The 17,120-nt window shown below is 44.2% G+C and carries 17 protein-coding genes; 7 read left to right on the top strand and 10 right to left on the bottom strand.

The features are described from left to right. Positions 1-80 precede the first annotated feature (80 nt). From MHO32_RS15390 to sdhC, 4 genes are read right to left on the bottom strand one after another with little or no spacing between them, the layout of a single operon-like run. On the bottom strand, positions 81-791 hold the full coding sequence (locus MHO32_RS15390) for a succinate dehydrogenase iron-sulfur subunit (RefSeq protein WP_005446424.1): 711 nt from the start codon (positions 789-791) through the stop codon (positions 81-83). Between the two features lie 15 nt (positions 792-806). Further along, positions 807-2,573: a succinate dehydrogenase flavoprotein subunit gene (gene sdhA / locus MHO32_RS15385; RefSeq protein WP_009698584.1), complete on the bottom strand. Its 1,767-nt coding sequence runs from the start codon at positions 2,571-2,573 to the stop codon at positions 807-809. Then, on the bottom strand, positions 2,574-2,918 hold the full coding sequence (sdhD, locus tag MHO32_RS15380) for a succinate dehydrogenase, hydrophobic membrane anchor protein (protein WP_005446422.1): 345 nt from the start codon (positions 2,916-2,918) through the stop codon (positions 2,574-2,576). Continuing rightward, positions 2,912-3,304 carry a succinate dehydrogenase cytochrome b556 subunit gene (gene sdhC, locus MHO32_RS15375; RefSeq protein WP_005446421.1) on the bottom strand — a complete coding sequence of 131 codons (393 nt, stop codon included), beginning with the start codon at positions 3,302-3,304 and terminating at the stop codon, positions 2,912-2,914. Before sdhC ends, sdhD begins: the two co-directional genes overlap by 7 nt. Positions 3,305-3,699: 395 nt before the next feature. On the opposite strand from sdhC, the gene MHO32_RS15370 reads away from it, so the two are divergent. After that, positions 3,700-4,989: a citrate synthase gene (locus MHO32_RS15370; protein WP_005446419.1), complete on the top strand. Its 1,290-nt coding sequence runs from the start codon at positions 3,700-3,702 to the stop codon at positions 4,987-4,989. Positions 4,990-5,293: 304 nt separating this feature from the next. Here MHO32_RS15370 and MHO32_RS15365 read toward each other — a convergent pair whose 3' ends face one another. After that, complete coding sequence (locus MHO32_RS15365) at positions 5,294-6,052, bottom strand: Nif3-like dinuclear metal center hexameric protein (protein ID WP_005446417.1); 759 nt, start codon at positions 6,050-6,052, stop codon at positions 5,294-5,296. Positions 6,053-6,184: 132 nt separating this feature from the next. Between MHO32_RS15365 and MHO32_RS15360 the strand changes: the two genes are divergently transcribed. After that, positions 6,185-6,937 (top strand): DUF1853 family protein, encoded by a 753-nt coding sequence (locus MHO32_RS15360; RefSeq protein ID WP_239212825.1) that lies wholly within the window; start codon positions 6,185-6,187, stop codon positions 6,935-6,937. A 304-nt stretch (positions 6,938-7,241) separates the two neighbouring features. Here MHO32_RS15360 and pgm read toward each other — a convergent pair whose 3' ends face one another. Beyond that, the gene (gene pgm, locus MHO32_RS15355; RefSeq protein WP_239212823.1) at positions 7,242-8,888 is read right to left on the bottom strand and encodes a phosphoglucomutase (alpha-D-glucose-1,6-bisphosphate-dependent); all 1,647 of its coding nucleotides are present in this window, start codon (positions 8,886-8,888) and stop codon (positions 7,242-7,244) included. A gap of 92 nt (positions 8,889-8,980) precedes the next feature. Beyond that, complete coding sequence (gene seqA, locus MHO32_RS15350) at positions 8,981-9,523, bottom strand: replication initiation negative regulator SeqA (protein ID WP_005446408.1); 543 nt, start codon at positions 9,521-9,523, stop codon at positions 8,981-8,983. A gap of 92 nt (positions 9,524-9,615) precedes the next feature. Between seqA and MHO32_RS15345 the strand changes: the two genes are divergently transcribed. The 3 genes from MHO32_RS15345 (at position 9,616) to fldA (ending at position 11,299) form a co-directional block, all read left to right on the top strand. Continuing rightward, positions 9,616-10,383, top strand: a complete 768-nt coding sequence (locus MHO32_RS15345) for an alpha/beta fold hydrolase (RefSeq protein WP_239212821.1) — start codon at positions 9,616-9,618, stop codon at positions 10,381-10,383. A gap of 112 nt (positions 10,384-10,495) precedes the next feature. Next, complete coding sequence (locus MHO32_RS15340; RefSeq protein ID WP_005446406.1) at positions 10,496-10,717, top strand: DUF2788 domain-containing protein; 222 nt, start codon at positions 10,496-10,498, stop codon at positions 10,715-10,717. Positions 10,718-10,765: 48 nt separating this feature from the next. Continuing rightward, a complete protein-coding gene (fldA, locus tag MHO32_RS15335; protein ID WP_239212813.1) occupies positions 10,766-11,299 on the top strand; it encodes a flavodoxin FldA in 534 nt (177 codons plus the stop codon). A gap of 55 nt (positions 11,300-11,354) precedes the next feature. Here fldA and MHO32_RS15330 read toward each other — a convergent pair whose 3' ends face one another. Then, the gene (locus MHO32_RS15330; protein ID WP_239212812.1) at positions 11,355-11,858 is read right to left on the bottom strand and encodes a DUF4442 domain-containing protein; all 504 of its coding nucleotides are present in this window, start codon (positions 11,856-11,858) and stop codon (positions 11,355-11,357) included. A gap of 199 nt (positions 11,859-12,057) precedes the next feature. Here MHO32_RS15330 and fcrX point away from each other — a divergent pair, with 199 nt between their 5' ends. Both fcrX and MHO32_RS15320 read left to right on the top strand, forming a co-directional pair. Continuing rightward, positions 12,058-12,507 (top strand): ferric iron uptake transcriptional regulator FcrX, encoded by a 450-nt coding sequence (gene fcrX / locus MHO32_RS15325; protein ID WP_005446402.1) that lies wholly within the window; start codon positions 12,058-12,060, stop codon positions 12,505-12,507. A gap of 73 nt (positions 12,508-12,580) precedes the next feature. After that, on the top strand, positions 12,581-13,168 hold the full coding sequence (locus MHO32_RS15320) for a pilus assembly FimT family protein (protein WP_005446400.1): 588 nt from the start codon (positions 12,581-12,583) through the stop codon (positions 13,166-13,168). Between the two features lie 53 nt (positions 13,169-13,221). On the opposite strand, the gene glnS is transcribed toward MHO32_RS15320, so the two are convergent. After that, complete coding sequence (gene glnS / locus MHO32_RS15315; protein ID WP_005446398.1) at positions 13,222-14,892, bottom strand: glutamine--tRNA ligase; 1,671 nt, start codon at positions 14,890-14,892, stop codon at positions 13,222-13,224. Positions 14,893-15,126: 234 nt separating this feature from the next. Then, a complete protein-coding gene (nagE, locus tag MHO32_RS15310; protein ID WP_005446396.1) occupies positions 15,127-16,701 on the bottom strand; it encodes an N-acetylglucosamine-specific PTS transporter subunit IIBC in 1,575 nt (524 codons plus the stop codon). Positions 16,702-17,120 lie beyond the last annotated feature (419 nt).

Here is a 17,120-nt window from a genome sequence, read left to right as displayed (position 1 = left end):
CCAGTAGTTTTCACGTTTGCTTCGGTCTGCGCCGAGCTATTAAGAGCCGACCCATTTGGGTCGGCAATTTTTGTTGTTAATTAAATCGAACGATTCACCAGCATCGACTTGATGTGACCGATGGCTTTCGTAGGATTTAGCCCCTTAGGACAAACACTTACACAATTCATGATGCCATGGCAACGAAAAACGCTAAATGCATCATCAAGATCGGACAAACGTTCATCAGTTGCTGTATCTCGGCTATCAATTAGCCAACGGTAAGCCGCTAAGAGACCAGCAGGGCCGATAAATTTATCTGGGTTCCACCAGAATGATGGACAAGAAGTTGTACAACATGCACACATAATACATTCATACAATCCATCTAAATGCGCACGTTCATCTGGCGATTGTAAGTTCTCTCGCGATGGTGGTAGAGCACCGTCATCAATCAAGAAAGGCTTAACTTTCGCATAGTTATCGTAGAACTGTGTCATGTCAACGATAAGATCACGTACTACTGGTAGGCCAGGTAACGGTCGGATGACAATCTTGTCACCTTGAAGCGCAGATAGCGGAGTAATGCACGCTAGACCGTTTTTACCATTCATATTCAGACCATCAGATCCACATACCCCTTCACGACATGAACGACGGAATGCAATGCTCGGATCTTGCTCTTTTAGTAAAATCAGCGCGTCCAGAACCATCATGTCTGAGCCTTCTTCCACTTCAAGAACGTAGTCTTTCATGTAAGGTTTTGTGTCTACATCCGGGTTGTAACGGTATAAAGAGAAGTTCAGTTTCATAGTCATATCCTCCCTTTAGTAAGTACGTACTTTCGGAGGGAAAGCTTCACGATGAGTTGGCGTCATATTCACATCACGCTTAGTCATTGCTTCAGTTTCCGGGTTGTAGATTGAGTGGCATAGCCAATTTTCATCATCACGCTCAGGGAAGTCGAAGCGAGCATGTGCGCCACGGCTTTCAGTTCGGTAGTTCGCCGCTACTGCTGTAGAGAATGCAGTTTCCATCAAGTTGTCTAGCTCTAAACACTCAATACGCTGCGTGTTGAATTCAGAAGACTTGTCAGCTAGGTGTGCGTCTTTTAGGCGCTCACGAATCACTTTCAACTCTTCCAGACCTGTTGCCATTGCGTCGCCTTCACGGAATACCGAGAAGCTGTTTTGCATGCAAGATTGCAGATCTTTACGAATTTGAACTGGGTCTTCACCACCAGTGCTGTTCTCCCAACGCATAGTACGCGCTAGTGAAGCTTCGATGTCAGACTCTGTTGCTGGACGAGCTTCAGCTTGTGCAGCCAGTGTTTCGCCAAGGTGTAGACCTGTTGCGCGACCGAATACCACCAAATCAAGCAGTGAGTTGCCGCCCAGACGGTTTGCACCGTGTACCGATACAGAAGCAATTTCACCACAAGCGTATAGACCTTGGACTTCGACATCATTACCGTCAGCAGTCTGTTTGATTGCTTGACCTGAAACTTGCGTTGGAACACCACCCATCATGTAGTGACAAGTTGGGATTACTGGAATTGGCTCTTTAACTGGATCAACGTGCGCGAATGTACGCGAAAGCTCACAGATACCAGGCAGACGAGACTCAAGAACATCTTTACCTAGGTGATCCAATTTCAGCTTGATGTGTGGGCCCCAAGGACCGTCACAACCACGACCTTCACGGATTTCAATCATCATAGAACGAGCTACTACGTCACGACCCGCAAGGTCTTTCGCGTTTGGCGCATAACGCTCCATGAAGCGCTCGCCATCTTTATTTAGAAGGTAACCACCTTCACCACGACAACCTTCTGTAACAAGAACACCTGCACCAGCAATACCCGTTGGGTGGAACTGCCACATTTCCATGTCTTGCATTGGAACGCCTGCGCGAAGTGCCATACCAACACCATCACCAGTATTGATGTGCGCGTTAGTAGTCGACGCGTAGATACGACCTGCACCACCTGTTGCTAGGATGGTTGCTTTCGATTTGAAGTAACAAATCTCACCCGTTTCCATACAGATAGCCGTACAACCCATGATCGCGCCGTCTTGGTTTTTCACCAAATCTAGAGCGTACCATTCAGAGAAAATGGTTGTTTTGTGTTTTACGTTTTGTTGGTAGAGCGTGTGAAGAAGTGCGTGACCAGTACGGTCTGCCGCTGCTGCTGTGCGAGCCGCTTGCTCACCACCAAACTCTTTTGACTGACCACCAAATGGACGTTGGTAGATTGTTCCGTTATCAAAGCGAGAGAATGGAAGACCCATTTTTTCTAGTTCGATAACTGACTCAGGACCATTTTTACACATGTACTCAATCGCATTTTGGTCACCGATGTAATCAGAACCTTTTACCGTATCGTACATATGCCATTGCCAATCGTCCTTGTGCGAGTTACCAAGCGCAACTGTAATACCACCCTGCGCGGATACAGTATGAGAACGAGTTGGGAAAACTTTAGATAGCAAAGCACATGATAAGCCTTGCTCCGAAATTTGTAGTGCAGCGCGCATTCCCGCACCACCAGCGCCGATTACTACGGCATCAAACTCACGAACTGGAATAGACACTTACGCACCCCACAGAATAAATAGACCAGAGAAGACATAGCCGAACAGAACGGCAATAACACCAAGTTGAAGTGCACCGCGAAGTTTCGAGCACTTAATGTAATCGGTTAAGACTTGCCATAAACCAATCCACGCGTGAATCAGAATAGAAACAAGTGCCAACATGGTGAAAACTTTGGTGAAAGTACCACCAAAGAATTGGGTCCAAGATGCGTAAGAGATATCTGAGAAAGCACAGAAGCTCACTAGATAAATCGTGTATAGCGTCATAATGATGGCTGAAGCACGAATCAATAAGAAATCGTGAACACCATTACGACCAAATGAAGAAACGTGTTTTACCATACCAAGATCCCCGCCAGTAGTGATAACACTGCAGTTGCACCAAATGCGACTTTAGCGCTCATCGCGCCTGAATCGAGTTCTTCGAAATGACCTAGGTCCATCAATAAGTGACGAACACCACCAGCAATGTGGTAGGCAAGTGCAGTTAGAATGCCCCATAGAATGAATTTCACGAAGAAGCTATCGACAATGTCAGCGGCTTCCATAAAACCCATCGGGGACGACAGAGAAATGGACAGTAACCAAAGTAATATACCCACCGCAACAAACGTAATCACACCAGATACACGGTGTAGGATTGACGCGATTGCTGTGATGGGAAAGCGGATGGTCTGTAAATCTAAATTAACAGGTCTTGACTTTCTTTCTTTCACGGGCTTGCTCACTCAGCTCCATTGAGCATTTATTGTTATAACCAATTTCAGCTTCCAAACGTACAAAAGTTAACATTTGATTAACAAATACTCGCAATAAGCTCGGAGATAATTGTAAACACTTTGTTAACAACCGGAGTCCACAAACAAACCTCACTTTTGTTTCTAGCCCCGAATTTATAAGGATTTAACTAAAATTTTCTGTGCCAATATACGGCTAGCAACATTCTAATACAATTGATGTAACAAATTATGCTACATAGAACAGATTTTTAACGATTTTCATGAGAAAAATCATAACAAGTGCACACAAAAATGGAGAAAAATTGACTTTAAGCTTTAACAACAGTACAAAAATGGCACATAAACATCCTGGACGGATTAAATAATAAACAAAGGAGATTGTTATGGCGGATAAGAAAGCTACCCTTCATGTTGAAGGTCATGCGCCGATCGAACTGCCAATTATGGACGGTACGCTAGGTACACCTGTGATTGATGTTCGTAAACTGGGAGCCAATGGTTACTTTACTTTTGACCCAGGTTTTCTTGCCACTGCATCTTGTGAATCGTCAATCACGTACATCGACGGCGGCAAAGGTATTCTTTTGCACCGCGGTTACCCAATTGACCAATTAGCCAATAACGCAGATTACTTGGAAGTATGTTACATCCTGCTTTATGGCGAAGCCCCTACCCGTGAGCAATACGAGCAATTCAAAACAACGGTTACTCGCCATACAATGGTGCACGAGCAAATCGCAAGCTTCTTCCATGGCTTCCGTCGCGACGCTCACCCAATGGCAGTAATGTGTGGTGTAGTTGGTGCACTAGCGGCCTTCTACCACGATTCACTAGATATCAACAACGACGAACACCGTGAAATTGCGGCGTACCGTCTGCTATCGAAAATGCCAACATTGGCGGCGATGTGTTACAAGTACTCAATCGGTCAGCCATTTATCTACCCTCGTAACGACCTAAGCTACGCAGAAAACTTCTTACACATGATGTACGCAAACCCATGTGAAGAATACGAAGTAAACCCTGTTGTTGCTCGTGCGATGGATAAAATCTTTACGCTTCACGCAGATCACGAACAAAACGCATCAACATCAACCGTTCGTCTATCTGGTTCTTCTGGTGCGAACCCATTCGCATGTATTGCCGCAGGTATTGCTTCACTATGGGGTCCTGCACACGGTGGTGCAAACGAAGCATGTCTGAAGATGCTGGAAGAGATCGGCAGTGTAGAGAACATTCCTGAGTACGTTGAACGTGCAAAAGACAAAGATGACCCATTCCGTCTAATGGGCTTTGGTCACCGCGTTTACAAAAACTACGATCCACGCGCTACAGTTATGCGCGAAACATGTCACGAAGTTCTAAAAGAGCTAAACATTAAAGATCCACTACTAGACGTAGCAATGGAGCTTGAGCGTATTGCACTTTCTGACGAATACTTCGTGTCTAAGAAGCTTTACCCGAACGTAGACTTCTACTCAGGTATCATTCTAAAAGCGATCGGCATTCCTGTATCGATGTTTACGGTAATCTTCGCGATTTCTCGTACTATCGGTTGGATCGCTCACTGGAACGAAATGCACAGCGACCCACTAAACCGAATCGGTCGTCCTCGTCAGCTATACACAGGTGAAACTCAGCGTGAGTTCTCTCCACTGCACGAGCGTGAATAACCGTTAGAATCGATAATCGGATAAGAGTTGGGGTTGACGTGAAAGCGTCAACCCTTTCTTTATTTGAAGAGATGAGAACACGCAGCGTTCTATGAAATGCGTCGCATCGAGAGACTATTTCTCTACGCTCTTACACAAGAAATTCCTGACGTTGCTCCTACCTCACAATCGGAGATGACGTCGTGAAGACTTCAGAGTTTTCGTCTTCTTTATGAGCGAGGCACAAGTGAGTCGGGGATCTGCTCTTTCTCTCTGTTTAGAAAGCAGAGCGTCCCCGTATCACGAAGGATGAAGTCCGTCCCGTCTATACTGGATTATCAATATCGATAAACGTGACATCTAACCCGTGCTCTTGCGCCAACCATTCACCCAACGCCTTAATACCGTAACGTTCTGTAGCATGGTGACCCGCAGAGAAATAATGAATGTCTAACTCACGAGCGGTGTAAGTTGTTCGTTCTGAGATCTCACCCGAAATAAACGCATCTAATCCGTGCTGAGCGGCAAGCTCAATAAAATCTTGACCACCGCCAGTACACCAACCGACGGTCTCAATCATTTTGTCTGCATTTTCAGGTGCGATATGCAAAGGTTCACGGTTTAGGACTTGATTAATTTTGTTCGCAAACTCAGCACCTGTCATCGCTTGTTTTAAACGACCAAACATCGCCACGGACTGAGGGTGACCTTCTAACCCACCTTCAACCGAGATATTCAACAAACGAGCAAGCTCAGCGTTATTGCCGAGTTCTGGGTGAATATCTAACGGTAAGTGGTAGCCGTAAAGGTTGATGTCGTTTTTAATCAAACTACGAATGCGCTTACCTTTCATACCACGAATAGGCTCTGGTTCACCTTTCCAAAAGTACCCATGATGCACAAGCAGAGCATCAGCTTCCAACTCGATGGCTTTATTGATCAAGGCTTGTGAAGCTGTGACACCAGTTACGATACGTTTGATTTCTGATTTACCTTCTACTTGCATTCCATTTGGCGCGTAGTCTTTGATAAGTTGCGGCGACAATTTCTCGTTGAGGATCTTTTCCAACTGTAAATTATTCATTATTACTTCCAATACTTGTGGCTTGAGCAAAGTGTATATCGAACCGCAATCCAGATGCCAGTTGTGACATCCCCAACTCAAACAAATTTAGATACAATAGAAAGGCTTTACCCGTGACAACAAGGATAATGGATGAATTCACTACAACGTTTCCAACAATGGATTGCTAACACCCCTCCGCTTTTCAAACTTAAGCCCCCTTTTGTCACTGTCAAAGATATTCAGACGCAGGCTCTGCCAGACAATGAAGAATATGATGGAAACCCTCGCCTTGGTTTTCTGTATCAGTACCTTTGCACCAAGTTGCTAACCTGTTCGCCTCGTTATGAACTGGTTGCTGAAGAGATTCAATTAAATGACGCCACTGGGCGAACCATTGGTGCTGTCGATCTGATCTTAAAAGATGTAGAAAGTAATCAACATGAGCATTGGGAAGTCGCAATTAAATTCTACTTACTTCATCAAGGCGTTTGGTATGGACCGAATGCTCACGACCAACTGCACAAAAAGCTCGAACGCATGCTCAACCACCAGCTAAAAATGAGCCAAAGGGAAGAGTTTCGTCAGCAACTACCGCTAAACAGTGAACCGAGTGAACATTTACTAATGCAGGGACGTCTGTACGTAAACCCTTTTTCAAAAGAGCCTATCCCTACAACCTGTTTAGGTTATGAATTAGACCCTATACAAATATCTGGTTTCTGGTGTTATCAAAGCCAATGGGAACAAATTAAACAGCTACTTTACGCACTTCCTAAACCACTCTGGGCAACTGGTAATGAGGAATTCTTGGATCCAATCGACAAACCATCTGATAGGTTTGTTCACGCGCAGACAAAGGACGGTCAGTTTTGGTTTGTTGTACCGGATACGTGGCCCAATTAAAAACGAAAGACATTTTATTTTGTCTTTTTAGGGACAAGTTCTTTCAACGAGCTAATCTCGACATTTCCGGTTATAAGAAAGATTCTCGACCACAACCTTTCGCCGCTTTCGGGAATGAGGCTGCCGAGGTCCAGTATATCCAGTTCATCACCTTCACAAGGGAGAAACGAACGAGTTGGGCTCCCTTTCTTTTTGCTCGCCTCTCCAAGCGAGGCTCCTTCGAATCTTGAAGCGAAGCATTACCTCTTCACAAACAAAAAAGGGTCGACACAAAGTCGACCCTTTCAAACAATAATCGCTTAAGTTACAAACCAGCGGCTGCAAATACTTGATTAACGATTTCTTGTGCTTCAGCTTCGATTTGTTTTAGGTGCTCTTCACCTTTGAAGCTTTCACAGTAAATTTTGTAGATGTCTTCAGTGCCTGATGGACGAGCTGCGAACCAACCATTAACGGTCGTGACTTTAAGACCACCAATTGCAGCACCGTTACCAGGAGCGTGCGTTAGACGAGCAGTGATTGCATCACCTGCTAGTGTTTCAGCCGCTACCATTTCAGGTGAAAGCTTCTTCAGTACGTCTTTTTGCGGACCATTCGCTACAGCTTGAATACGGTTGTACTTAGACTCACCATGCTTCGCAGCTAGCTCCTCATAGTAATCTTGCGGGTTCTTACCCGTTACCGCAGTGATCTCTGCCGCTAGAAGACATAACAAGATGCCATCTTTGTCTGTTGACCAAGGCGTACCATCTTTACGAAGGAAAGACGCACCAGCACTTTCTTCACCGCCGAAGCCGAACTTACCAGTGAATAGACCATCAACAAACCATTTGAAACCGACTGGTACTTCGCACAGTTCACGACCTAAATCAGCCACAACACGGTCAATAAGAGCACTTGATACTAGCGTTTTACCAACAGCAACATCTTTGCCCCACGCATCGCGATGACGGTATAGGTAGTCAATACAAACCGCTAAGAAGTGGTTCGGGTTCATCAAACCTTTTGGCGTAACGATACCGTGACGGTCGTAGTCAGGGTCATTACCAAAAGCTAAATCATATTCATCTTTCAATGCCAATAGACCAGCCATTGCGTAAGGAGAAGAACAATCCATACGTACAACGCCATCTTTATCGAGAGACATGAATTGGAAAGAAGGATCAATCGCTTCACTTACTAGCGTTAGGTCTAGGTTGTACACCTGACCAATTTGACGCCAGTAATCAATACCGCTACCACCCAATGGATCAACACCAATTTTCAAGTTTGCTTTTTGGATTGCTTCCATATCGATAACATTAACTAGGTCATCGATGTACGGTTTCACCAAGTCCATCTCTACAAACAGATCCGATGCTTTTGCTTCTGCTAGAGGTAAGCGTTTAACACCTTGTAGACCTTCGGCAATTAGCGCATTTGCACGATATTCGATCGCTTGAGTCAGTTCAGCTTCTGCAGGACCACCGTGAGTCGGATTGTATTTGATACCGCCGTCTTGTGGTGGGTTGTGAGATGGTGTGATCACGATGCCATCTGCCTTATCATCGTGCTTGATGTTGTAAGTCAGGATCGCATGAGAAATACCCGGCGTTGGTGTGTAGCCGTTGTCTTGCTGCACAATCACTTGTACACCGTTTGCAATCAATACTTCAACCACACTTGAAAAAGCAGGCTCAGAAAGCGCGTGAGTGTCTTTACCCACAAACAATGGACCCGTTGTGCCTTGTTCTGCACGAACTTCCGCTACCGCTTGAGCAATCGCTAAGATGTGGTTTTCGTTAAAAGTGTGTTTGTCTGCAGTACCGCGATGACCAGAAGTACCAAATTGAACTTTATGTTCTGCATTAGTTGCATCTGGCTGAAGTAAGAAGTAATTAGCAACGAGTGCTGGGATATTGTGAAGATCTTCCTGCTGCGCTTTTTGCCCAGCACGAGGGTGCATAGCCATGTTTGACATCCTTTCTTTAAATACAAATAAAATCAAAAAAGCCTCATAATATCCGCTACACGCTACACATTATGAGGCTTCTATCAGGTTTCTTAGATTGAACCTGTTACTTTCTCTATTAAGTCAGGCTGGAATTCCATGTGCGTCATCACCTGCTCCACCATTTGTCGTTTACGACTGGTGTTGTTGTTAGTGATTACCCAAAATGGCGTACCAGGAATTGCTTTAGGTTTGGTAGTGTTACCATTTGCTAGTAGAGTCTCTTCGTTATCAGCAAAGTAAACACGTTTGCGTCCCTTCACTTTTGTCGCTTGGGAGAAACTCTCTGGATTTAGTTTGTGTAAGGTTGATAGTACCAACATGAAGCGATCAATCGCTTTCTTAAGACCAGCAAACTCATCAGAGATAAGTAGAGAACGCATCTCTTTTACGGTATCTACTGATTCTGCTTTACCTGCATCTTTACTTACTACAATCCCTTGTGGCTTTTCTACTACAGGTGCAACGACTGCTTCCTGCAACTGACCATCAAGGTTCAAAAGGCGTCGTAAAATATCCGAGGCACTTTCACCGATATGCTTGGTTTGACCTGCAATGTAACGGTATAGATCCTCATCAACCTCAATTGTTTTCATTCGCTTTTCACATTCTCAATGTTTAAACTCTGGGGGATTATAACGAGATCCTCGCGGATACTCCACGTTAAACCCATCACGAATAAGATAAAATGTCAGCATTACTCAACTATAAGCAGGAAGGGCAAGGCCAAACGGTTGTTTTGATTCATGGATTATTTGGCAGTTTCAGTAATCTAGGTTTACTGGCTCGCGATCTCGTTCAAGATCACTCAGTGATCAGCATTGATCTCCGAAATCATGGTCTTTCTTTCCATTCAGATACACACAATTACGAAGTGATGGCACAAGATGTTGCTGATTTACTTCACCATTTAAACATCGAGCCAGTGTTAGTTATTGGTCACTCAATGGGTGGCAAAGTAGCGATGAAACTCGCAGATGTCTCACCTGAATTCGTCAAACAGCTGATTGTATTAGACATGGCTCCTGTGGCTTATCAAACCAACCGTCATGACAATGTATTTAATGGCTTGCGAGCAGTAATCGAGGAACAACCAGCCAATCGACAACAAACTATGGATATTCTCGCTCAACACATCGAGATGGATGGAGTCAGACAATTCTTGTCAAAGTCCCTATATAAAAACGGGAACAAAATGGATTGGCGTTTTAACGTCACGGGCTTACTGAACAACTACGACAACATCATCGGTTGGAACGACATCGCACCCACCGATATTCCAACTCTATTTGTTAAAGGCGGCGATTCCGACTACTTGATGCCAGAGCACCAGCCTGCAGTTAAGCGTCAGTTTAACAATGCAAAAGCGCACATTATTGCTAACACAGGACACTGGTTACATGCAGAAAAACCAGCAGAAGTTATGCGGGTGATTAGGAAATATATTTCCAGTTAACAAATTCGGAAAACAACGCCAGATTATTGAAATAACCCTTCTTGTTGTGCATTAACTTTACGGTTTAACAGTGGTATAGTGCGCCCAAGAATTTTTGGCATGAAGGACGACAATGCTATACGACTATATGGACATGCTCGAGTCGATCGGGCTCGATCTTCTTTTTGCTGCTATCTTCTTTTTCATCGGGATGGCAATAAAAGATGTACTAAAACAAGGTAACGTACCTGTTTTCGGTCGTCGTATTGTGTGGTTAGTTCTTTTCCTTGGCTGCGCTGGCTTCATTGCGAAAGGTCTGATTCAGCTCAGTTGGGAAGGCACAGGGCTCGGTTAAGCTCTCTATCCCATAGCCAGTAACAAACAATGTAAAGGTATAGACTCTATGGCAAGTGTAGGTATCTTCTTCGGTAGCGACACAGGTAATACTGAAGCCGTTGCAAAGATGATTCAAAAGCAACTAGGTAAACAACTAGTTCACGTTCAAGACATCGCAAAAAGCAGCAAAGAAGACATTGATAACTTTGATCTTCTGCTTCTAGGTATCCCGACTTGGTACTATGGCGAAGCACAATGTGACTGGGATGACTTCTTCCCTGAACTTGAGCAAATCGACTTCTCGACAAAGCTAGTTGCTATCTTCGGTTGTGGTGACCAAGAAGATTACGCAGAGTACTTCTGTGATGCAATGGGTACAGTACGTGATATCGTTGAAGCGAAAGGTGGCACTATTCTGGGTCACACTTCAACTGAAGGTTACGAGTTCGAAGCATCTAAAGCACTTGTAGAAGGTGATGATAGCCAGTTTGTAGGTCTATGTATCGATGAAGACCGTCAACCAGAACTTACTGATGGACGTGTTGAAAACTGGGTTAAGCAAATCTACGAAGAGATGTGCCTAGCTGAGCTTGAAGGCTAATTAAAAGCATTCATTAAAAAGACCTCCACTCTGGAGGTCTTTTTGTATGTGGTAATCAAGATGCCTCAGTGGCAATTTCTTCTTCGCGGAATTGTGGTTTCTTGCGTACATACAATTTGCGCTGAACTTCAGAGACCACATTGCCTTCCTTATCTTTGACGTGGGTAATAAACTCAGGGAAACATTTTTCTCCATTGCGCGTCATCTGATAGATGTCGTCCAACATTCCTTCCGTCACCTCAAATTCAGCAAACAAATCACTTTGTCCTGGCTTGATAAAGTTGATGCTCGCCTCTTTGTCCCATACATAATATTCTTCACGCAGAATGCCCATAAGCATCAGCGAGTAGATAGGATCAGTCAGGGAAAAAATGCTCCCTCCATATTGAGTGCGATTGGCGTTTTTATTCCACCATCTCAACTTCAAACGTACTTTAACCGCTCGAAAGTCTTCAGAAATATGTAAGATTTTAATACCCGCCCCCCAAAATGGCGGCCAAATATTGAGCGCAAATTTCACAATTCCCGGTTTATATATCTTAGCAAGTCGCTTATTCATAACTTTCCATGTCTTTGCGATTCTGATGTTATCAATTTGTAACTGGTCTGATCTGTAATATAATCGACCTGTTTCTAATTTACAAAAAGAATCTATTAACCCTTTGAAGTTCGTGGTTTAATGTTTCGAACGCTTCGCCTATAATGGTAGGAATATTGAATTCTGTTAAATCGCTGCAGATGATCCAACGGGAAAGTATATGTCAGACAATAATCAGGCGCTGAAGGATGCGGGCTTAAAAGTAACCCTTCCGAGGCTAAAAATTCTAGAAGTACTTCAGCAGCCAGACTGCCAGCACATCAGTGCTGAAGATTTGTACAAAAAGCTGATTGATCTCGGTGAAGAGATTGGTCTTGCAACCGTTTATCGTGTACTCAACCAATTCGATGATGCTGGTATTGTAACTCGTCACCACTTTGAGGGCGGCAAATCAGTTTTTGAATTATCAACGCAACACCACCACGACCACCTTGTTTGTCTGGATTGTGGTGAAGTTATTGAATTTTCTGACGATGTTATTGAGCAACGTCAAAAAGAAATCGCCGCTAAGTACAACGTGACGTTGACTAACCACAGCTTATACCTATACGGCAAATGCAGCGACGGTTCTTGCAAAGATAATCCAGACGCACACAAACCAGTAAAATAAGAAGTATTTCTTTTTATTGATAAACATAGTAAAACGTCAGCTAAGGCTGACGTTTTTTTTATGGAGAAGAGCAATGAAGAGAAGGAATCCTCAAGGCTTTACCCTACTAGAACTTATCATTGCGATCGTCATTCTCGGCATCCTAGCTGTTGTTGCAGCTCCCCGTTTTTTAAACCTCCAAGACGATGCGTATCAAGCAAAAATGGAATCCATCGCTGACCAATTCGAAACAGGCGTGCGATTTACCCAAAGCCAATGGTTAGTCAATGGTGGAACACAGGAAGCTCAAACAGATATCGATGGATATGGTGGTGGCGAACTGGATGTAAATGAGTTTGGCTTTCCGCTTGGCACTAACAAGGGCAACAGAAATGGCGTGATTGGCAACCCGTATAACATAGGACAAGGGAATGCTGGTTGTATTGCCGTGTGGCAAGCTTTACTCGGCAACGAATACTCTCTATCAAATAATCGTAACGCGAACGATAGGTTTGATTTTATTACCCGACGAGTCCAAGACAAAGAATCCCACCAATCTGTTTGTTATTATACCTTTACTAAAAAAGGTTACGATCGCAATCCTGATAACTCTAGCTTCGTCATATGGTATGACTCAAAAACAGGCAGCGTCACGACATCAAAACCAACTAGATTGGAATAACAAACAAAAATGCCAGCAATGATGCTGGCATTTTTATTAGCGAAGGATTGAGATTATTGGTTCTCGATTTTCGCCCAAGTATCACGTAGACCAACCGTACGGTTGAATACTAGGTTCTCTGCTGAAGAGTCTTTTGAATCTGCACAGAAGTAACCCATACGCTCAAACTGATAGCCTGTTTCCGCTTCTGCGTTTACTAGGCTTGGCTCAACAAAACCGTTTAGAACCACTAGTGATTCTGGGTTGATTGTCGCAGCAAAGTCATCCGCAGCCGCTGGGTTTGGTACTGTGAACAAACGATCGTACATGCGGATTTCTGCAGGCAATGCTTTGTCTGCTGATACCCAGTGAATTACGCCTTTCACTTTACGGCCATCTGCAGGGTTCTTACCTAGCGTTTCAGCATCGTAAGTACAGAAGATTGTCGTGATGTTACCTTCTGCGTCTTTTTCGATGCGCTCAGCTTTGATCACGTATGCGCCACGTAGACGAACTTCTTTACCTAGAACAAGACGCTTGTACTTCTTGTTCGCTTCTTCGCGGAAGTCTTCACGCTCGATCCAAACTTCGCGAGTGAATGGTACTTCGCGCTCACCCATTTCAGGTTTGTTTGGATGGTTAGCAACAGTCAGAGTCTCTACCGCCCCGGCTTCGAAGTTCTCGATAACGATCTTAACTGGATCTAGAACTGCCATCGCACGTGGTGCGTTTTCGTTTAGATCGTCACGAATACAAGATTCTAGTGAACCGAACTCAATCATGTTCTCTTGCTTCGTTACGCCAATGCGCTTACAGAATTCACGAATAGATGCTGATGTGAAGCCACGACGACGCAAACCAGACACTGTAGGCATACGTGGGTCGTCCCAACCATCAACCAATTTCTCAGTCACTAGTTGGTTTAGCTTACGCTTAGACATCACTGTGTATTCAAGATTTAGGCGGCTGAATTCGTACTGGTGTGGACGACAATCAATCGTGATGTTGTCTAGAACCCAGTCGTACAGACGACGGTTGTCCATGAACTCTAGAGTACAGATAGAGTGCGTAATGCCCTCTAGCGCATCAGAGATACAGTGCGTGAAGTCGTACATTGGGTAAATGCACCACTTATCACCAGTCTGGTGGTGAGTCGCGAAACGTACACGGTAAATAACTGGGTCACGCATTACCATGAATGAAGAACCCATATCGATCTTCGCACGTAAACACGCTTTACCTTCTTCGAACTCACCTGCGCGCATTTTTTCAAATAGCGCTAGGTTTTCTTCGATTGGACGATCACGGTATGGGCTTGGTTTACCCGGAGCCGTTAGCGTACCGCGGTATTCACGAATCTGCTCAGGACTTAGCTCATCAACGTACGCTAAGCCTTTATTAATCAATTCAATTGCATATTCGTAAAGCTTGTCGAAGTAGTTTGATGAGTAACATACTTCACCATCCCACTCGAAGCCCAACCAGTTTACATCTTTCTTGATAGACTCAACGTATTCGATGTCTTCTTTTTCAGGGTTTGTATCGTCGAAACGTAAGTTACATTGACCCTGGTAGTCCTGAGCAATACCGAAGTTCAAACAGATAGACTTAGCATGACCGATATGCAGGTAGCCATTTGGCTCCGGCGGGAATCGAGTATGCACGCTAGTGTGTTTACCATCCGCTAGATCTTTATCAATGATCTGGCGAATAAAGTTTGATGGACGAGCATCAGCTTCACTCATCTATAGCACCTCAAAAATATTAGTATTGTCAGAGAAAACAGTACTCCGTAGCCTTACTCGGTTTACAGAGTGCATTGTTCCTAATGATCCACAATTCTTAGCGATTAGACAACAAGAACCGTCGTTAAAACGGGAATATTTCTGTTCTTCGCTTGAAAGCGCAGCATATTAAATCCGTATAAACAAAAAAAGACCTCCCGAAGGAGGTCTTTATAGAGAGTCATTAAGATGTAATTAAGGAAGTTTTACATCTGATAGGTCTTCACCTGCACCGATTGCTTTCATTTCACCAGCAACGATTTCTGCAAGAGGACCAAGGATAACTTGAAGGTTGTTTTCGCCTAGCTTAACAACACCTTTCGCGCCTAATTTCTTAAGTACTGCTTCGTCTGCAACAGAGCGATCCTTAAGTGTTAGACGTAGACGAGTGATACACGCGTCGATTGAAGTTAGGTTGTCGTGACCACCTAGCGCTTTTAGGTATTGACGAGCTAGGTCACCTTTTGCTGCATCACCAGCAGGAGCTGCAGATGTTTCATCTTCGTCATCTTCACGACCTGGCGATTTCAGGTTGAAAGCGCGGATTGCGAAGCTGAATGTGAAGAAGTATAGAGCACCGAAAGCCAAACCTAGAGCAAGTAGTACTAGAGGCTTAGTTGCTAGACCGTAGTTCAGTACGAAGTCGATTAGACCTGCAGAGAAACCAAAGCCGTGTAGCGTGCCAAGCATGTTTGCAAGTACTAGAGATAGACCTGTAAATACAGCGTGGATAGCGTATAGAGCAGGAGCTAGGAACACGAACATGAACTCTAGAGGTTCAGTGATACCTGTTAGGAATGAACAGAATGCTACTGAGAATAGTGCACCACCAACTTGGCTACGCTTCTCAACCGGAGCTGCTAGGTACATAGCAAGTGCTGCACCAGGTAGACCGAACATCATTACAGGGAAGAAACCGTTCATGAATACACCAGCGCTCTTATCGCCGCCGAAGAAGCGGTGTAGGTCACCAGATTTCAGAGTTTCAGTTACTTCTTTAACTGTTGCTGTGATTTCTGGAGTTACAGAGTTAGCGAATTCGAATGTGTGAGTTTGACCAGCAACAAGAGTCTTAGCTAGAGCTGGGTCAACACAAAGCTGTTGTAGAGCAGGAAGCGCTTGACCCGCCGCTGTTGCGCCAGATACTAGAACTTCTTGACACGTACCCATACCGAACCAGAAGTACGAGTTTAGTACGTGGTGTAGACCTACAGGGATTAGTGCACGGTTAAGCGTACCGTATACGAATTGACCGATAGCACCAGAAGTAGAAACTGCGTGCGCTAACGCGTCAAGACCGCCTTGGATTGTTGGCCATACAACACCAGCAATTGCACCAGCAACTAGCGAGAATAGACCCGCCATGATTGGTACTAGACGTTTGCCAGAGAAGAATGCCAACCACTCAGGTAGACGAGTAGCGTGGAAAGCGTTGTAAGAGTGACCAGCGATGATACCTGCAATGATACCGCCGAAGAATGACATGTTAACGCTTGCATCGATCGTTGCTGCTGTCGCAGTAAGAACGAAGTAAGCAACTGCACCAGCTAGACCTGCAGCACCTTGACCGTCTTTAGAAAGACCAATCGCGATACCTAGACCGAATAGTAGTGGAAGTTGACTAAAGATTGCATTACCAGCAGATGCCATAAACGCAATATCTAAAAGGTCAGGCTGACCCAAACGTAGTAAAAGCGCTGCAACTGGAAGCGTTGCGATAGGAAGCATAAGAGCTTTACCTAACTTCTGCGCGTATCCAAGAATATTCACCTTAAGTTCCCCCTATAGGATTTTATGTTTTGTTGAATGACTTATTTCAGTCGTTCAATTTAGTCGCTATCAGTTTATGATATTAATTTTGCTCCGCAAATTAAAACCTCATTGTTTGTGATCATAATCACCAGAAATTGGTCATTCAGAAGGTTTTTGCTAGCGAGATCATAAAACTTATTTTATTATACGAAAAAATGGCGTTTTAGAGATAAGATTCTCGTACTTTATGCAAGACAGAATCAGTGTTATTTTGGTATCTCTACAGATGATTCGCAGTAACTTCGCTCTGGAAAACAATCATAAAAACTAATTCATTTATTATTTTTCAGTTAGTTACTCTGATAATGACATCGATAAAACGCGACTTGCTGTATGTGACTCGTTATCTAATTCAGTGATACAAACTAAGTACCAGC

The sequence above is a fragment of the Vibrio sp. MMH1-50 genome, from assembly GCF_022347645.1.
In the GTDB taxonomy this organism is placed as follows: Bacteria; Pseudomonadota; Gammaproteobacteria; order Enterobacterales; family Vibrionaceae; genus Vibrio; species Vibrio harveyi.
The sequence above is the reverse complement of the archived record's forward strand: the minus strand, read 5'-3'. Positions and strand labels throughout refer to the sequence as shown.